16 protein-coding genes are annotated in these 17615 nt (G+C 55.0%); all 16 read right to left on the bottom strand.

Annotated features, from left to right (window positions below; translation table 11 throughout):
- Position 1 precedes the first annotated feature (1 nt).
- Positions 2-253, bottom strand: coding sequence for an acyl carrier protein (locus M8370_RS18560; RefSeq protein ID WP_013095136.1), 252 nt, complete (start codon positions 251-253; stop codon positions 2-4).
- Complete coding sequence (locus M8370_RS18555) at positions 240-1043, bottom strand: hotdog family protein (RefSeq protein ID WP_013095135.1); 804 nt, start codon at positions 1041-1043, stop codon at positions 240-242. The genes M8370_RS18560 and M8370_RS18555 overlap by 14 nt, the downstream gene beginning before the upstream one ends.
- Positions 1040-2293 (bottom strand): beta-ketoacyl-[acyl-carrier-protein] synthase family protein, encoded by a 1254-nt coding sequence (locus tag M8370_RS18550; RefSeq protein WP_046887426.1) that lies wholly within the window; start codon positions 2291-2293, stop codon positions 1040-1042. Before M8370_RS18550 ends, M8370_RS18555 begins: the two co-directional genes overlap by 4 nt.
- Entirely contained in the window at positions 2271-3653 is a 1383-nt protein-coding gene (locus tag M8370_RS18545; protein WP_246932133.1) for a TolC family protein, read from the bottom strand. The genes M8370_RS18550 and M8370_RS18545 overlap by 23 nt, the downstream gene beginning before the upstream one ends.
- Entirely contained in the window at positions 3650-5581 is a 1932-nt protein-coding gene (locus M8370_RS18540; RefSeq protein WP_097535385.1) for an ABC transporter permease, read from the bottom strand. The genes M8370_RS18545 and M8370_RS18540 overlap by 4 nt, the downstream gene beginning before the upstream one ends.
- A 3-nt stretch (positions 5582-5584) precedes the next feature.
- A complete protein-coding gene (locus M8370_RS18535; protein WP_250021571.1) occupies positions 5585-6736 on the bottom strand; it encodes an efflux RND transporter periplasmic adaptor subunit in 1152 nt (383 codons plus the stop codon).
- Positions 6726-8840, bottom strand: a complete 2115-nt coding sequence (locus tag M8370_RS18530) for a peptidase domain-containing ABC transporter (protein WP_250021570.1) — start codon at positions 8838-8840, stop codon at positions 6726-6728. Before M8370_RS18530 ends, M8370_RS18535 begins: the two co-directional genes overlap by 11 nt.
- Positions 8841-8842: 2 nt before the next feature.
- A complete protein-coding gene (locus M8370_RS18525; RefSeq protein ID WP_250021569.1) occupies positions 8843-9799 on the bottom strand; it encodes an ABC transporter in 957 nt (318 codons plus the stop codon).
- 4 nt (positions 9800-9803) lie between these two features.
- Positions 9804-10421 (bottom strand): DsbA family protein, encoded by a 618-nt coding sequence (locus M8370_RS18520; protein ID WP_250021576.1) that lies wholly within the window; start codon positions 10419-10421, stop codon positions 9804-9806.
- A 114-nt stretch (positions 10422-10535) separates the two neighbouring features.
- Positions 10536-10736, bottom strand: a complete 201-nt coding sequence (locus M8370_RS18515; protein WP_013095127.1) for a DUF4762 family protein — start codon at positions 10734-10736, stop codon at positions 10536-10538.
- A gap of 247 nt (positions 10737-10983) precedes the next feature.
- Positions 10984-11484 (bottom strand): DNA-binding response regulator, encoded by a 501-nt coding sequence (locus M8370_RS18505; protein ID WP_250021567.1) that lies wholly within the window; start codon positions 11482-11484, stop codon positions 10984-10986.
- A gap of 23 nt (positions 11485-11507) precedes the next feature.
- A complete protein-coding gene (locus M8370_RS18500; RefSeq protein ID WP_048972343.1) occupies positions 11508-12056 on the bottom strand; it encodes a fimbrial protein in 549 nt (182 codons plus the stop codon).
- A gap of 9 nt (positions 12057-12065) precedes the next feature.
- On the bottom strand, positions 12066-13109 hold the full coding sequence (locus tag M8370_RS18495) for a fimbrial protein (RefSeq protein ID WP_095453767.1): 1044 nt from the start codon (positions 13107-13109) through the stop codon (positions 12066-12068).
- 18 nt (positions 13110-13127) lie between these two features.
- Positions 13128-13871 carry a fimbrial biogenesis chaperone gene (locus M8370_RS18490; protein ID WP_250021566.1) on the bottom strand — a complete coding sequence of 248 codons (744 nt, stop codon included), beginning with the start codon at positions 13869-13871 and terminating at the stop codon, positions 13128-13130.
- 41 nt (positions 13872-13912) lie between these two features.
- Positions 13913-16387: a fimbria/pilus outer membrane usher protein gene (locus M8370_RS18485; protein ID WP_250021565.1), complete on the bottom strand. Its 2475-nt coding sequence runs from the start codon at positions 16385-16387 to the stop codon at positions 13913-13915.
- Between the two features lie 219 nt (positions 16388-16606).
- Complete coding sequence (locus tag M8370_RS18480; protein ID WP_013095121.1) at positions 16607-17137, bottom strand: fimbrial protein; 531 nt, start codon at positions 17135-17137, stop codon at positions 16607-16609.
- Positions 17138-17615 lie beyond the last annotated feature (478 nt).

The raw sequence follows: 17615 nt of genomic DNA, 5'->3' as shown, positions 1-17615 counted from the left end.
CTCAGCCAGCCATTTCCTGGTCGATGTACAGACTCAAATCGCGAAGGGTCATATGCGGCTTTTTCATAAACATTTCGGCCGTAAGCGTCACGTTAAACTCGCGTTTCGCCAGTACCATCAGTTCAACATAATCGAGGCTGTCAAGTTCCAGCTGCGGCAGCGTCGTGTCCGGTGTCAGTGCCTCCAGCGGCAGATCTTTTGCATCAGCAATCATTTCGCTGATTTTGCTGTAGATGATTTCATACGAGTTCATTTGCATTTCCTTTTGTCAGCGGGCCAACTTTCAGCGTCACGGCACTGCTGATGTAGTGTTGTTGATAGCGGGTTTGCGCAGCAATTCGCACCACTGCGCCATATCTAAGATCGCCAACCACCGTGGCGGGTAATGTCTCTATCTCAAGCGGTTCCGGTAAAGGCACCGTCTGCCAGGGCGCGAGCAGATGGCTGTCAAAAACAACCTCCTGATGGGTCTGGACAACGGGATAGCGGGTAAACAACGCCTCCAGCGTATGGCCAGACGGTATCAGCGGTGCGATGTCTTTCTGATGTAACAGCGCGGTATCCTGAAGAAGATGGCGAAACAGCAGGGCATCAAGAAAATGCCACTGCTGTGCGTGGGGAAGCAGGGGCAAAAACGTCTGATGTAGCGCGGCAATGGTTGATGCGCCGAGTTCTCGCTGACTTTCTGCTTCTGCCACAGCAAAAAGGTTAACCGGCGCGATAGCACATGAAAGGCAGACCGTTTGAGCGGTAAGATCGTACACGGAGGCTGAAACAGGCTTGTTGGGATCGCACATCAGAAGATAAGTGGTATCCCGCCACAGCGGCCTGCGCAACCGCACGGTACACTTCAGAAAGGATGAGCGGCGAACTTCCGGACTGATGAACCGTTTGACATCCAGCAGGGCGCGCATACCGTGCACGCTGAGCCGGCTTCCACCCTGCGATTTCACCCAGGCTTTATCAAAATGCACGGGGTTGTAATCCCCTGAAAATGCAGCCCATAGCCGCGCATCCTGTTGGCTGTAACGCAGCGTCATCATGAATGTTTCTCCAGAATCAACGCCGCGTTTGCGCCACCAAACCCAAAGCTCAGGTTGAGCGTACGGCGGATAGTGGCGTGACGATGCCCTTCAACGACATAATCCAGATCACAGCACTCATCCGCATGCTGAAAATTGGTCGTCGCGGGGATAATGCCGTTGGCAATGGCCTGCAGGCAGACGATGCTCTCGAACGCGCCTGCGGCTGAAATTAAGTGCCCGGAGTAAGACTTCGTGCTGGAAATGGGAACAGTCCAGACCGCCTCCCCCAGCGCCATTTTTAGCGATTGCGTTTCGTTGATGTCATTAAGCGGTGTCGAAGTACCATGAGCGTTAATATAGTCCAGGTGCTCGGGTTCAAGTCCGGCCTGCCGCAGCGCGGAGATGATGGTTTGCACGCGCGCAAGGCAGTCTTCAGCGGGCGAGGTAAAATCCCAGGCGTCAGAGAAATTGGCGTAACCCGTAATTTCGCCAAGAATGGTCGCGCCGCGCGCAAGCGCCCCCTCGCGCGACTCCAGACACAGTACCGCCGCCCCCTCCGACAGCACGAACCCATTACGGTGGGCACTGAAAGGACAGCTGGCGCGCTGCGGATCCTGCGTTTCTTTACTTAACGCCCCTAATACGTCGATATTCCAGATCGCGCAGGGACTGGTCAGCGACTCCCCGGCCCCCGCCAGCATCATCTGCGCTCTGCCGGTGCGGATCACCTCGTAGGCTTCGCCAATGGCGATGGTTCCCGTCGCACAGGCCGCTACCACGGTGTTCTGGAAGCCGTTGAGCCCCCAGAACTGGCTACAGGCGGCAGTGGTGACGCTAGGCATCGAATAAAAACAGTTAAACGGCGAGGCGAAGCCCGTTGCCGAAAAATCGCTCTGCGCATCGTAGCTTTCGTCCAGCCCTCCCCAGCCGGTCCCCATGATCGCGCCGCAGTCTAGCGGGCTATAGAACTCCTGCGGTGGCTGGCCGCCAAAAGCCATCGCCATGGCCTGACGCGCCGCGCCAAACGTGAGCCGGGCAAAACGCGGCAGACGGCGTCTGACGGCGGCAGGAACCCCAATCAGGCTTGGTTCGTTGTCCACCAGCCCGAGAAAATGGGTTTTGATATTCCGCGCCGTGTAATCGACGTAGCGATAGCCCAGCCGATAGTCCATGATCGCCTGCCAGCTCTCACCAGCCGTCACGCCAAGGGGGGTAACGGCCCCATAGCCGGTAACAACCACCCGATTATCTCCATTTTTCAGCTTCATCTTTTATCATCCTGTTTTGCGTGTCGCCCCCTTGTGCCAGCCAGAGCTGCAGCGTGGCGTAAAGGTAGTCGTACTGGGTTTGCGCGAGGGCGTTCTCTGTGTTCAGCAGATCGTCCTGCGCGTTGAGCAGCGTCTGGAAATCCACCGCACCTGCGCGATAACGGCTTTCCGTAAGGGATAATCGCCGCTGGCTAAGCGCCAGCGACTGATGGAGTCGGCTGCGTTGCTCATCTGCACTCAGCCGGTTTTCCATAGCCTCATCCACTTCAGCGAGTGCGGTATAGGCGGTAGAACGAAACGCGATCGCGGCCTGTTTTATCGCTAAATCTGCCTGCGCAACGGTGAGCTGACGGGTGTTCCACTGGATAAACGGCAAGGCCAGCGCGGCCCCTGTCGTACGGATAGGATCGCGGAACCACTGGCTAAAAACCTGGCTCCCGGCATTCAGAGACGCATCAAGCGAAAGCGTGGGGTAGAACTGCAGGCGAGCCGCGTCGTAACCCGCAAGCGCGGCTCGCAGGCGCGACTCAGCAGCCTGAATATCTGGCCGCTGAGCGATCACCCGTAGCGGCGTTTTTTGTGCCACAGGCACCTGCTGATACACGTCCAGCTCGCGCAATTCATCGGCATGTTGTTCCGCCGGCCTGTTAAGCATCAGTGCCAGCGCACTGCGTGTGTTCTGGCGCTGCTGAACCAACGTTCTGAGCTGATTTTGCCGCGCCAGCAGCGCCTGCTGTGCTTGCAGAACATCAAGTTGCCCCACCTTTCCGGCGTTAAACCATGAGGACACCTGTTGCACGGTCTGTTCAGAGACAGTCAGACCGTCACGCTGATGGCGGATCTGCTGGTTATACAAGGCGATACGCCAGTAAAGCTGAGCGGTGAGGCCCATCGTTGAGAGAACGGTTGCACGGTAATCCTGCTCGCTTGCCCTGGCCTGCCATTCGCTTTGCTCACGGGTGCGCGCCAGTTTTCCCCACAGGTCCAGCTCCCAGGCGATGGCAACACTGCCGCTGTAGTTCTCCTGTGGAGGTGCCCCCCGACGCACATTTTTACTGTTACTGGCGGCTCCACTCACTCTGACGTCGGGGGAGATGTTGGTGCTGGTGAGTCCTGCCGCAACGCGTGCTTGCTGCAGCGTGAGGGCTGCCGCTGCAAGATCGTTATTGCTTTCCAGTACCTGTTCAATCACCCGAGACAGGCGGGGATCGCTAAAACGCCAGCCGTTTTCCGTCCCCTTTTCCGCCATCGTGGGCCACTGTGTGGGCAATGACAGCAGCGGGCGCTGGTAGTCGCTGCGGGTCATCGCGCGGCAACCCGCCAGGAGTAGCAGTACGGCTAAAAAGAGGTATCGTGTCATTCGCGAGCCAGCGCCTCCGTAGGGGAAAGGCGAGCCGCGCTGCGCGCCGGGAAATAACCAAACGTGAGGCCGATCGCAGCAGAAAAACCGCAGGCCATCAGCACCGGGAATACGGTAAATACCATTGAAAAGGCGTCCGTCACGAAGGCAAAAATATGCCCTGCCAGCCAGGCGCCTGACACCCCCACCAGGCCACCGAGCACGCAGATCATCACCGCCTCAATGAGAAACTGGTTCATGATGTCTGCGGGTCGAGCCCCCACGGATAATCGAATGCCGATTTCATGCGTCCGCTCCGTCACCGACACCAGCATGATATTCATCACACCCACGCCGCCCACCAGCAGCGAGATAGCCGCGATCGCTGTAATCAGAAGCGACATGGAGTCCGACGTTTTTTGCATGGCATTCGCCAGCCGATCGTCGGTTTGTATAAAGAAATCTTTTCGTCCGTGTTCCCGCAGCAGGTGGCGCTCCACGCGCTGCGCGGCCTCCTGTGATGTCAGCGGCGGCTGAAAACGCAGCACCAGCGACTCCAGCGGTATTTGCCCCGTCAGCCGCTGCTGCAAAGCAGTATGCGGAACCCACGCCGCCATGAAGCCCCCCACCACTTTCGGCCCGGGTCGAGTGGCCACGCCGATCACGCGCCACGGCGCACCGGCAATCTGCACAAGTGCACCGAGCGGATTTTCCCCACCGGGGAACAGCGTATCTCGCCCGGTTTCATCCAGGATCATAACCGGTTCACCTTCCGCAACATCGCGCGCCGTGAAGCCATTACCCTGAACAACGCGCAGCCCTTGCAGGGTGAAAAAGTCCTGTGATACCCCTGACAGCATCATCGAGGAATCCAGACCTTTGCGGACCGCGAGTGCAGTGCTGCTGACGACCGGCGAGACGCCCATCACCCACGGCAGCGCCTGCAAACTGCGCACGTCTTCCATCGACAGCGCGCGCGCCATGTCCGGACGCGCGTTGCCCCATCCGGTGCCCGGGCGGATCTCAAGCGTCGTATTTCCCAGCTTGCCTATCTCATCCACGATCGCCCGCCGCGCGCCTTCCCCTACCGCCATTGACGACACCACCGACGCGATGCCAATGATGATCCCCAGCATGGAAAGAAACGCACGCATACGGTGCCCAAGCAGTGCACGCCAGGCCATACGAACCGACTCGCGAAAACGGCTCGCCAGCGACGCTCGGCCGTTGTCCTGCTCCGGCAGCAGCATTGAGGGATGAACCTCAGCGTGCCGTACATCGCTGATGATTCGCCCGTCGCTAATCTCAATAATACGCTGCGCCTGTCGGGCGATATCGCGGTCATGGGTAACGATAATCACCGTGTGCCCTGACGCATGCAGTTGATGCAGCACGCCCATCAGAGCCTTACCACGGGTACTGTCGAGCGCGCCGGTAGGTTCGTCTGCCAGGATAATGTGTGCACCGTTGATCAATGCCCGACAAATGCTCACCCGCTGCTGTTGTCCACCCGACAGCTCCGCTGGACGGTGCTGGAGACGGTTTTCCAGCCCGAGCTGAACAGCTAACCTCTGCACACGGGCGGTACGCTCCTGTTCCGACATTGCGGTGTACAGCGCGGGAATGGCAATGTTTTCTTCTGCGGTCAGATACGGCATCAGGTGATAGCGCTGAAAAATGAATCCCAGGTAACGGCTGCGCAGATCGGCAAGGTAGAGGCTATCCGCGTTATGCACGGGCGTGCCGTTGATCAGGACTTCTCCGGACGTGGGTTTGTCCAGGCAGCCAATGATGTTCATCAGCGTGGACTTACCCGAGCCGGATGCCCCCACAATCGCCACCATTTCACCGCGATGAAAGGTCAGTGAAATATCACTCAGCACCGCTAACGTTTGAGTGCCCGCGTGGAATCGTCTGCACACCCGCCGTAATACGATAATCGGCTCCATCCGCTATCCTCGCTCCGTCTCTTGCGCCAGCACCACCTGTTCGCCCGCCTGCAGCCCTTCCAGCACTTCGGCGTACTGCCGATCTTGAATGCCAATGCGGATCGTGCGGGACTGCGTATTTCCATCTTTAACGGTGGTGATGGTGTAACGATCGGCATCCAGCGCCTGGCCCAGTGCGGCAACCGGAACACGCAGGACATTGCTGGCCCTGGCGATCTGAATAAATACCTGTGCCGTCATGGATGTTTTGAGCTCACGCCCAGCGTTAGGCACTTCGAACGTGCCGGTGTAGTAGACTGCCATCGCCTGCGCGTTCCCGCCCATACCTCTCTCACCGGACGCCTCCATCGCGTCCTGCGGCGCAGGCTGCACATAGCCCATGGTACTGGCGTAGCGTTTATCCGGATTGGCGATGACATAAAAACTGAGCGGCTGGCCGGGATGAATTTTTTGGACGTCCGCTTCTGAAATACGCGTTTGCACCTGCATCGTATCGAGATCCGCCAACACCAGGATGGTCGGCGCCGTTTGCGAAGAAACGATGGTCTGACCTTCACGGGTCACAATACCCAGCACCTCGCCGTCGACCGGCGCGACAATGCGGGTATAGCTGAGGTTGGCCTGCGCCGTTTTCACCGCCATTTCAGCCTGTGCAATCTGCGCCTCGCTCACCGCTATCTGCTGCACCTGCACAGCGTATTGCGATCTGGCCTGCTCAAACTCACTGCGCACCCCCGAGCCGTCGCGCTGCATCAGGCGCTGTCGGTCCAGCTCCTGGCGGTAGCGCAGCAACATTGCCTGCGCAGAGCGCTTTTGCGCTCGGGCGCTGGCAAGCTGCGCCTTTGTATTCCTGAGTTCCGATTCCTGTAACGTCGGGTCGATTTCTGCCAGCAGTTGCCCTTTCTTCACGCGCTCTCCCTGGCGAACATACAATTTCCGCAGCTGTCCGTTGACCTGCGCACCGACGTTAACCTGTACCGCCGGCTTCAGGATCCCCGTCACCAGCACCACCTTTTCGATGTCGCCGGTGCCGACAGTGTCCACGGGTAAACGCGTATGCGGTGAGGGCGAGGCCATAGACACCCAGACGCCCGCCATCGCGGCGACAAACGCCAGACCGCAGCCCAGCATCACCCAGCGAGATTTATGCTTCATCGCTCCCTTCCCGCAGGCTGAGCCTGCCGTCGACCAGGTGGTAAACCTGCTGAAAGCCCGATAAAACCTGCTCGCTATGCGTGACAACAATCAACGACTTACCGGCCCTGCGGCAGTGGGCGTGAACCGTTGCCATGACGATTGCCGCGGTTTCGTCATCAAGATTGGCCGTCGGCTCATCGAGCAATAACACCGGACGTGAGCTGTACAACGCGCGGGCCAGCAACAGGCGCTGACGCTGGCCGAGAGAGAGCGCCGCGTGGCTTTCGCGGATCAGAGCATCCAGACCACCCGGCAATGCACGCACCACGTCACCCAGCATGAGAGCATCAAGCAGGGCCTCAATCCGTCCGCGGTCACGCTCGCGGTAGTGCGCGTCGAATAAGGTGATGTTTTCACGCACCGAGGCGTTAAAAAGAATGTCCTCCTGGCTTTGCAAACAGACATACTGCGCCAGATGCGCGGCAGGCAGCGCGCGACCGGCGGCATAACATCCTCCTGCCTGAGGCGAAAACAGCCCGGCGATCAGCCGAAGTAAGGTACTTTTACCGGCCCCCGACTCCCCGACTATCGCGATCTGCTCACCCGCCGGCAGCGATAATGAGACGAATGAAAGGACGGGCACAGCGGGGTCATACCCGTAGCCAAGCGCCTCAAAGGCCAAAGCAGGCGTTGTATCCGCTGTCGGTACCGCGATCAGCGGCGCGGGCGCGCGTTCTCCTCCTGGAGCAAAGAGGGCATGTGCGCGGGTGTCGATCACGTGCAGCTGCGTTTTCTGGATGATGGCGTAGAAGATCCGCGTGACGTAGGACGTGAAGATTTGCCGCAGGAAGCTGTAGGCAAAAAAATCGCCCAGCGAAATCTGCTTGCCGTGGACCATCGGCAGTACCACCAGCATAAACGCCACCATCTCCAGACTGCCGCATAGCTGATAGAGCCCTTCTTTCACCTGTTGATAGACCTTCTGGCTCTGTAGGCATGTGTAGAGCTCGCGGCTTAAGGCGGCAAACTGCGCCTGACGCTGCCCTTCCAGCCCGGCGGTTTTGACGGTCAATATGCCCTGAAGGGTCTCCATGAAAAAATCATTCAGCGCAGCGCTTTTCAGCTGTAGCTGCTGGGTAAACCAGCGATCGCGGATCACGGCCCAGACGCTGATGATCCCCATCACCGTCACGCCGATGGCGGAGATCGCCGCCAGGATGGGCGCGATCCAGAACATGATCGCCAGCGCGATCGCACCGATCACCCAATCGGAACGCAGACCATTATCCAGTTCGATCTTCTGCAGCAGGCCCATCTGCCAGGCCGTGAAGCGGCTGAAGATCTCCCCCGGCGCGCGTTTTTCAAAAAAACGGAGGGGGTTTTGAAGCAGGCGAGAAAAGCCGACACCGCTGTGGATCAGCACAAAGCGTTTGATGTAACGTTCGGCGATCGCCCGAACTCCCAGCGCCATCAGCGAAGAGACCACAAAGGCCAGAATAAACCAGCCGTACGGGAAGCCGCTGCTCTCAACGCTGGAGAAAGCTTTATTGATGGCACTACTCACCATCGTGGGCATCAGAAACAGCGTTAACGACACCATGAAGGTCAACAGCATCAGCCGATATATGCCCGGCACATCCGCCGTCTCCTGCATGCTCATCACCCGAGGCATGCTCTGTCCCGCTGTCGGTCGCGCCAGCGCGGGATCTGCAGCGAGCCTCTGCTCTGGCTCCACTATCAGGGCATAGCCGCTGATCTCCTGCTTAAGCGCGGCAAAAGGCAGCCACTGCTCGCCAATCGCCGGGTTCATCACGCAGACGTGGTTGCCTTTACGCCAGGCCAGCAGGACATAGTGGCTCGCGCCGTAGTGCAAAATGGCTGGCAGCGGGAGTTCACTGAGTTCGTGATGCTCAAACAGCACAGGGGCCGTCGCAATGCCCAACCGCGCCAGAATGGCCATCAGCGTGTCCAGCGACGTACCGTGGTCGGAGGCTGGAAAAATGTCGCGCAGCGTTTCCAGTGAGATCGTCTGTCCCTGCGTTTGTGCCAGCATTGCTACACACGCCAGTCCGCACTCGTTGGTCTCTTCCTGAAAGATCAGATTCGGGATCGTGTTTTTCATTGTTATCGTGAGTGATTAATAAAGTAGAGAGAATGGCTGTGCCACAGGAGCCACTCCTGCGGGGACGCTCGCAGGGTAGATTCAATGATGTCGGGCAGCGCGCTGGCGACATGCTGGCTGCTCACCGGCGGATGAATGTGAATGCGCAGGCGGTTGTCATAGCTCAGGTGATAAAACACGACCTGCGCAGCTATCGCCCCGGAAAGACGCACCACACCACCGTGCAACCTGGCGCTGCGACCAAATAAACGACACGGCTGTTTCGCCACCAGCATCCCTTCAGCCTGCGAGGTATAGTCGGGTGTGATATCGGGGAAAATAATCATGTTCCGCTGCCCGGCGGCGACATCGGTGATGAGATCCATCAGGTTGCTGGCAAGCGTTTTGTTTTCCTGGTGGATTGAACAGTAGTCAAGTGCTACGCCGCCGAATGCACGGGCGGGAGCGCTGTAAAGCTCCGCGCTGGACGAGACCACCACACTGGCTTTCCCCGGCGTGACGCTGGCACCAATGATGGCAGCGAGCACGTCAGACACCGTATGGAGCGGTGCCAGTATGTAGGGTGCATTTTGCTGGTACAGCGGTGTGACCACCGCATTGAGTTCCGCTGCGCAAGTACGCATTTGCTGAAGCAGCGCCGGGTTTTGCGCCCAGGTGGCGGCCTCTTCCAGCAGGCGTCGCCGTACTGTCAGCCAGGCCACGTTCAGGCGGATTTTTTGCCCGGTCAGGCAACGAACGTTTTCATTCGCCACCGCGTTACGCAAGCGAAACGCACGCCCGAACAGTCGCGTTGCGCACAGTCCCTTCGCCACGGTCAGCGTCACAGGGAGAGGCACGACGCGCACAATTTTCCTCAGAAAAACAACACCGCACTGAGTAAGCCTTTGATGAATGTCTTCAATCTTTCCCGTGCTGTTTTTAAAACTCAACACGCTCCAGATTATGAATAATCTGACCACGGGATTATTTATCCTCTTCGAGCAATTCCCGAATGCGCTGAGCAAACGCCGGGAACTCGCGATCCTGAGCAACAACATAGCGTTTATCAATAATAAACATCGGGGTGGCGTTGATATCATAATAAGCAGTAATGGCCGCCATTTCGCTGAGACGTTCTTTTACCGCCTTGCTTAGCCTGAACGTATTAAACTTGACGACATCAATATTATTTTTGACTAACCAACCGTTCAGCTTTTTTTCATCCGTCAAATCGACGTTGCGCGTGATAATGGCGTTATACGCACTGTCGCGAATCTGCTTTTCTATCCCCATCGCTTCCAGCGTCGCAAAAAGCGGTGCATAGGCTGCAAGACCATTATCCTCGTCAGCAATATGAATAGAGGTAAATGTGCTGTCTGGCGGCAGAGTACGGCTAAATTCCGCGAGGTTCTCTTCGTTTGCCGCACAATAATGACAACCATAAGACATGACTTCGATAATACTGCGCTCATTTTTAATCGGACTGTTCGCCTGCATGTCGGGGCTGACCTCGCGAAATGCCTGCGTCTGCGAATCATCTCTCGTAAAAGTTTTAAAAACAAAAATATGGTAACAAAGTACCGTAATTAAAACGGAAACCATAATCAGAAAGATCGAATATCCGATCGCGGTTTTGCGCGTACAGGTAGTCACTATCGTATTCTCTCAGTGGAAAATAAGAGCCTGAGGGTGTTCAGCCCCCAGGCAGTTTCGGTGTTAATAGCGGTTAGGGATCCCACCGCATTTGCTGGAATCAGCATCTCTCATTGTGGTCGTACAACCATGCTTATCTGTACAGGTTGTGATCTGCTTACAGGAGGTGACGCCACCAACGGTGACGTTTTGATACGTGATTTCACACGTCTTGCAGGTTCCCCCCACAATCCTCGCGGCTTCAAATGCGGTCAGTTTTTTCATTTCCGTTCTCCTTACTTCGGGTTAATGGCGTGCAATATGTTGCACTGTTAAATCGGTAATGTGTTCTACCGAAAATGTGGCTCACGGATTCAGGGCATAATGCCGCGAAACGCAGAGAATAAAGCGATATTGCTTTTGATATTCAACCTCTTCATTAAATGGCGTTTGATATAGCTCAAGCGACGAATGTCGACGTTTACTTCGTCTGATATTTGCGACAGGGATTTCCCCTTAAATAGCTCTTCCATCAACCACCACTCACTCCCGGAAATCGTGGGATCCACGCTCCGGTCATAAAGTTTTTTTTCGTATAGTTGACCAGCGATGCACTAAAGCAACATCCCTGACGTGTTTTATCCAACAGACGCTGAAAAAAAGGCGTGATGCTCTCCATATTTTCAGTTTTGAGCAACCAGTGCGCGGTGGGCAAAAGCGAATACAGCGCAAAAAAAAGAGGCATATTATGTTTGCTTAAGAGAATAATCAGGTTTTTATTTTCCTGCTGATAGAACTCTTTCATTAATTGCAGCGTGTGAAGCCGCTCTCGCGGCAGGCTGTCTAAATCACAGAGGATCCACATGCAACCCTCGTCATTAACCTGACGCTGTAATTGAACAAGGAGCTGATCGTAATCATCCGTTAAGGAATATAAAACGTCCGCTTGTTCTGCGAGTAAACTGGTAATAACCATTTTAATTCCTTGCGAATAAAAAATATTTTTATCGTAAAGAAAGAACTGATATCTCATGCCGCAGCTCCCGGTTAACGCCGCTACTGATAATCCAACGTATAATGTGCAGTGGCGGTAAATGGCCCGGTAGTTAACGTTCCGCTTGCCACGGCATCGGGTTCCGCTTCAACAAAAGCCTGGAAGCTTAGCCGTAACAGGGTGTCGTTGATGAGAGTGGGACGGGTGGCGACATTCAGGCGCACGGGAGTATCATCCTCCTCCAGCAATCCAATCCCTACCCCGCCCGCATTACCCGGCGCTGTTGCGTTGATGGCCAGCCGGTCCGCCATATTGGCGTTGGCGATGCCGCTGAACGTTACCGTCACCGCGTTAAAGACGTTCGGATTACAGTCCTGCAATTTAATCGCGAACGGAACCGGTGTCGTTTTTCCGTTTATATACAATGACTTTGTTGATATCTCACCAAAATCCACCAGGATCCGACCCGACTCTGGCGCAATACTGCACGGGTAAGCCATGACGACGCCTTTAAAGCTAAGATCGCCACCGATCAACTCTCCCCGCGCCCAGGCGGGTGCCGCAGCGAATACCGTGAGATAACAGGTGAGGATGATTATCATGCGATGCATATTCCCTCCTTACTGGAATTCAGCCACAACCGTCGCCGACGCATGGAACTCGCCTTCGGGAATAACCGAGGTAGTGTTTTTGGCCACCGGCGCGGCGATCAGGTTCCAGTCACCTTCGTTGTGGGAAAATCCCGGCACGTTATAGAACGTGTTTGGCACCACAGGATTACCCTTGCTATCACGCAGCGCGATCCCCAGTTCAGACCGGTCGACGGCTCCCTGCGTACTCAGGTATTTACCGTCACTGAACGCTGGATTAGCTTGCTGGATCCCCAGCTTGATATTCAGCTCTCCCTGGGAAAAACTGCCGCCCTGGCACTTGACGTGAATCGGTACGTTTTGACTGTAGTTGATGCCATCCAGCCGACTGCCCGTCCCCGGAATGTTGCCGAAGTCAACGACGATGGGCGTCCCCTGATTCACGATGCATTTATCCGGTACGGTGATGACGCCTGAAGCGATGGTGACGCGCGACAGTGGCGTTTGGCCCATTGCCCCCGGCCCCAGTCGTCCATAAAGTGTTGCGATTTCTGCCCCCTGCAAGTTGACCCCATTGATAATGGGCTTGGTGATCATAAAGGTCACTTTCCCCTTCGCACCGGAGGCAAACTGGTTGTCCAGTATGGTGCTGGGGGGGTTGCAGTAGTTCTGATTGACATTATTGGAGACGTTATCGAAGGGTACGGTTTTGTACTGCTGTAGATTACCGCCGATGTAGATCTCGATTTTGACGTCCATGTAGTCATTCAGCTTGAGGTAACCCGCCGTCATTCCTGATTGGGTTAACGTTGCCTGCGACGTGTAATAGACCGGCTGGCTTATCATCGGCTGCGCGCAGTACGCGCGGCCCTGAAACATCCCTGCCAGATCAAATTCGTCGATAACGACAGCACCGACCTGATTGCTGGTAATATCATGATTGTTAATGTTGATCAGGTATTCATAGGTGCCATTTACCGCCTTAATTTCACCGTCCACCACGGATCGTGCCGCCCCGGAAAATCCGAGCGCGCACATCGCGAGAAGGGCGGCATAAGGATAAGGATGTTGCATTGTCAGGCTCCTTCCTTGTTAACCCTGCTGGGCAGGGGGTAACGCCTTACAGGTATTGCCATCACAACGGAATTTCAGCTCCGGATGCCCGCCATAGTCATTCACAAACTTCATAGAAAACTGACTGACACCGACGTCCGTTATCGCAAACGTCTGGCTCGATTTAGGCGCAACCATGATCCCCGGGAAACGGGTGATCTTCACCCCGTCTTCTTTGGTCAGGCTGAGGATCGTCACGTAGTAAGGCGTAGGATTCTGCACGGTCATTTCGCTGCCGCTTTTCTGGAACACCACCCGATCCTGCCAAACTTCCCCCTTTGTCTTCGGGATCACCGCTTCAGGGCGATAAAACAACTTGATGCGTGATTGCATTGCCAGCTGAAGCGTGTTGGGTTTTTCCGGTTTTGGCGGAATTTCTCTGACGTTGAGGTAGAACAGGCTCTCTCTGTCCTTCGGCAGTTTTTCGATACCAGCCGTTTTAGTGACCCGCGCGATCCCTTTCTGCCCCCCATTAATTCGCTGTAACGGCGGGAGTACAATCAGCGGAGAGGCGATCTTATTGCCCTTTTCATCCTCCACCCACGACTGGGCCAGGAAGGGGATATCCGGGCTGGTATTGGACAAATTAGCGCTGGACGAAGATTCTTTCTCCGTAATGATGATGCGCGTCCGATCCAGGGAGACGCCTGCCTGCGCGTAGCCCGCCACCAGGCTCAGCGCACACGCCGCAATAAGATATCTGCTATGTCTGTTCTTGCTCATTTTTAGCCTTTCATTACAGTGAGATAATGCTTACAAAAGGATTAACGGCACGGCAGAAGCATGTCCGAACGTCCGTTGTTCTCTCCAGGCGGGACGGTTACTTTGCACTGCTGTTTGCCCCCCCACATAACATTCAGGGTTTCATTGGCGTTTATGCCCGCAAGCCATGCCTTTCCGTCCTCCAGCACCATGGCGACGCTTACGCCATCGGCGTTGTAAATTTCTGCCCCAAAAGGAGGGACGCTGTTATCAACGAGGCGCAACGTGCCCATCATTTTCATCCCTTTCGCCATCCCAAAAGCCTGATAGCCGATGGCCCCTTCAGTCAGGGTGCTGGTACTGATGGCTCTGGCCGGTTCGATATCGCCATCCATGGCGTCGACGTCTACGCGGGTATCAAAGCTGTTGTAACTCACTACATCCGGTACAACGGCAATACCGAAGCGGTTAGTCCGGGACTTTTCACCATTGAGTGGGACGCCGCCAATGCCGTTGGTATCGACCATGACCCGCGCCGTGTTCATTGTTGCGCCACTGTTATGCATCGCCGCACCGTGCCGGGTCGCCGTAAAGCCGCCGCGCAGAGTGGTGCTTAACGCCATAAACTCATTTTGCTGGTAGCTTGCGTTGGTATTAATTTCCGCCCACTGCGAACGGTGCAGGTAATAGCCGTCAACGCTGGCGTTACTGTTCTGACTGGCACCCGCGCGAACGCGCCACAGATTGTTGAAGTCGCTGTTGTCGGTGTATGACGCCATTGGACTGGTTTTACCGTTGTTGGTCTGGACGTCCAGACCCGCCCATTTGTTATCCCCAATCGGCACAGACAGCGAGAGGGAGATTGAGTCATCCTTACGCCCTTTATAATCGGTACGGTAAGCAGAAAGATTGGCGGTGATGCCGTTGATATCGCCAACGCGGAAGGCTCGCCCCACGGACATGCCGTATCGATCCTGGCTGCGCTGATTCCAGTAGTTTTGGTGGGTCCAGGTAAGAAAGACGGTCGTCGCTTTACCCGCCTCACCGGCCCAGAAGGTTTTACTCCCGGTAATGGTGTAGAGCTGTTTCTCGCGTCCGACATGGTCATAACCCTGATAACGCTCATCAAGGTATTGCGCCATCGTGCGGAAGTCTTCCTGTGAGAAGCGGTACCCCGCGAACGTAATTGAGCTGTTGTATTCGTCGAAGGTTTTCGCGTAGCTCAACTTATATGAGGTACCTTTCAGGCGTTTGCCATCAGGCTCACGGCTCCACGACTCTGTGGCATCCAGAGAGATCGCCCCTAACGCGTTCAGATCGCGACCTATACCCAGAGAGGCTGCAGTGTAGGCTTCACCCGATGACTGCAGGCCACCGTACAGCGACCACGCGTTGCTGATCCCCCAGGAGAAATCGCCAGACAGGAACGTCGGTCCCTTTAGCGAGTGGTTATAGCGGGACGGCGTGCCACCAGAGAGGTTGTAACGCACATAGCCCGGACGCGTGAGATACGGAATGCTGGCGGTATTCACCTGGAACAGCGATACCGAGCCATCCTGCTCCTCAACGCGTACATCGAGCGTACCGCGCACTGAACTGCGTAAATCCTGAATATTGAACGGTCCGGCGGGGACGGTAGTTTCATAGATGACGCGCCCGCTCTGACTGACGGTCACTTTGGCATTCGAGCGAGCAATACCGTGGATTTCAGGCGCATAGCCCTGCAGCGCAGGCGGCAGCATCCGCTCATCGCTGGCGAGGTTAATCCCGGTAAATCGCAGCGTATCAAAAACCTGCGAATTCAGGTAAATCTCCCCCAGCGTCAGTTTTGCCGCCATCATCGGCAACGGCCGGTAGGCGTAGATCTGGTTCCAGTCAAAACTGGATTGATGGTGCTGGCTGTAGTAGCTGGTCTGATATTCACCGCGTATGCGCCAGCCGCCGATGTTAGCTCCCGCCTGACCGTAACCTGATATCGCGCTGTAGTTTTTATTGTCGCTGAACTGACGAGTCAGCTGCCCGTTAATGCTGTAGTCAAAAATCAGGCCAGCAATACCTTCATCCCAACGTTCAGGCGGCGTCCAGTCAGGATCGTTGTACTTCATCCATGCCTGCGGCACGGTGATTTCAAGCACGCCGGCATAGTTGCTTAATTTCGCGCCCGACAAACGCTGCAGGGAATAGCAGTTTTCATAGATTTGAGTGACCTGTGAACGTGCGTCTTCTTTCAGCGCCAGTTTGTCCAGCAGGTCGCCGCTGATACACGGCAGCGTACGATTGCCTTCAGGCGATTCCACATAACGGATTTTCTCCTGGCCTACCGACTGGCCGTTGATACGGATATCCAGCAGATAATCACCAGGTGTGACATAGTTATCTGTCGCAAAACGTGACAGATCAATACGGGTACGATCTGAAGCATCCAGAACATCAGTATTAAACTCAACGCGCTCTTCTCCGCGCACCGTTGCTGCATAGCAGCAATTCATCACCAGGAGAGCAATAATTGTAAGATTCGTTTTTAATTTTACTGACATGATCCCCGTCCTGAACAAATCCATTAAAAGCGTCCAGCGTTCCACCGCGTTATAATTATTTTGTTAATGCCTACAATTAAAATATGGAGAAATGCCGTCATGACTTTCGCGTAAATCGTTCCATCGCGATGACAGTGAAATAAAGCGGCATTAAAAATCCATTTTATTTTCGTTCTTTAACAGTGCGGGATAATTCCCGCACTGACGTTGCTCTGCGGATTACTGATAAGCAATCTCGAAGTTAACCGTTGACTGGAAGGAACCCGCCGTTACGGTCGCACTTGCGCTTTCTGCTTTCACATATGCCACGAACGGAATGGTGTTGGTGCCATCAACCAACTGAACAGGCGTGGTTGCGTTACCCCAGACGACGTCCTGGCTGGCGCTGTCACGCAGGCCAATACCGGCACCCGACGCAGTACCAGAAGTGAAGGCAGCCAGAGACGCATCCGTTGGGTTTACGCTGGTTGGGGAGTACGTTACCTCAGCTGTTTGTGCAACGGTGGTGTCACAGTGCTGCAGTTCAATGTTCTGATGTACGTTTCCGGCGCGCGCACCATTAGCCAGTGCAGAAACTGGAATTTGGCCAAAATCAACGCTTACCGGGCTTGAGCCTGGCGCCAGACCACATGCGGTATTCACCAGTTCGCCCTGGAATTCAATCTGGCCATTCGTCGTATCAGCGAATGCAGACATTGAACTCAGAGCTGCGGTCAAAGCAACAGCCATAGCAACTTTATTCAGTTTCATAAAATATCCTGTTTTTACCAATATCCTGAGAAATAAAGAGTCGTCACGCTACACAAATGATATACGCGAGTGAAATTAACTCTTGGTTTAGTTCTTAAAACGATATGCGAATAATGAAACTCGCCTAATATTAATTCCCATCGTTTCTTCGAACTAATTCAAATGCTACCAAATCACAATTTCATCACAAAGCAATACATTTAATGCGGGATAGATACGCATTATTAACTCGTAAGGCTCAAAAAACAGGGTTTTATATCTCGCAGAGTGGTATGAATAATCTGAAATTTATGATGCTTTTACCAGATATATAAATATATAAAAATGGGAAATTAAGAAATTTCGTAGAGGGAAATGTGAATTTGTTTAATCATGGGGAGAAACTGTGCTGTCGGATGCAGTCACCCGCAGGGAGAGGGTGAGAGTGAGGGAGAAAAACAAAAGCAAAAAACCCCGCACCTTACGGTACGGGGTTCTT

The organism is Enterobacter cloacae complex sp. OE43NF (assembly GCF_023544405.1).
In the GTDB taxonomy this organism is placed as follows: Bacteria; Pseudomonadota; Gammaproteobacteria; order Enterobacterales; family Enterobacteriaceae; genus Enterobacter; species Enterobacter cloacae.
The sequence above is the reverse complement of the archived record's forward strand: the minus strand, read 5'-3'. Positions and strand labels throughout refer to the sequence as shown.

Excerpts from the sequence above, each read along its gene's own strand:
- M8370_RS18560 (WP_013095136.1), bottom strand. The coding sequence starts at position 253 with ATGAACTCGTATGAAATCATCTACAGCAAAATCAGCGAAATGATTGCT.
- M8370_RS18555 (WP_013095135.1), bottom strand. The coding sequence starts at position 1,043 with ATGATGACGCTGCGTTACAGCCAACAGGATGCGCGGCTATGGGCTGCA.
- M8370_RS18550 (WP_046887426.1), bottom strand. The coding sequence starts at position 2,293 with ATGAAGCTGAAAAATGGAGATAATCGGGTGGTTGTTACCGGCTATGGG.
- M8370_RS18545 (WP_246932133.1), bottom strand. The coding sequence starts at position 3,653 with ATGACACGATACCTCTTTTTAGCCGTACTGCTACTCCTGGCGGGTTGC.
- M8370_RS18540 (WP_097535385.1), bottom strand. The coding sequence starts at position 5,581 with ATGGAGCCGATTATCGTATTACGGCGGGTGTGCAGACGATTCCACGCG.
- M8370_RS18535 (WP_250021571.1), bottom strand. The coding sequence starts at position 6,736 with ATGAAGCATAAATCTCGCTGGGTGATGCTGGGCTGCGGTCTGGCGTTT.
- M8370_RS18530 (WP_250021570.1), bottom strand. The coding sequence starts at position 8,840 with ATGAAAAACACGATCCCGAATCTGATCTTTCAGGAAGAGACCAACGAG.
- M8370_RS18520 (WP_250021576.1), bottom strand. The coding sequence starts at position 10,421 with ATGGTTTCCGTTTTAATTACGGTACTTTGTTACCATATTTTTGTTTTT.
- M8370_RS18515 (WP_013095127.1), bottom strand. The coding sequence starts at position 10,736 with ATGAAAAAACTGACCGCATTTGAAGCCGCGAGGATTGTGGGGGGAACC.
- M8370_RS18505 (WP_250021567.1), bottom strand. The coding sequence starts at position 11,484 with ATGAGATATCAGTTCTTTCTTTACGATAAAAATATTTTTTATTCGCAA.
- M8370_RS18500 (WP_048972343.1), bottom strand. The coding sequence starts at position 12,056 with ATGCATCGCATGATAATCATCCTCACCTGTTATCTCACGGTATTCGCT.
- M8370_RS18495 (WP_095453767.1), bottom strand. The coding sequence starts at position 13,109 with ATGCAACATCCTTATCCTTATGCCGCCCTTCTCGCGATGTGCGCGCTC.
- M8370_RS18490 (WP_250021566.1), bottom strand. The coding sequence starts at position 13,871 with ATGAGCAAGAACAGACATAGCAGATATCTTATTGCGGCGTGTGCGCTG.
- M8370_RS18485 (WP_250021565.1), bottom strand. The coding sequence starts at position 16,387 with ATGTCAGTAAAATTAAAAACGAATCTTACAATTATTGCTCTCCTGGTG.
- M8370_RS18480 (WP_013095121.1), bottom strand. The coding sequence starts at position 17,137 with ATGAAACTGAATAAAGTTGCTATGGCTGTTGCTTTGACCGCAGCTCTG.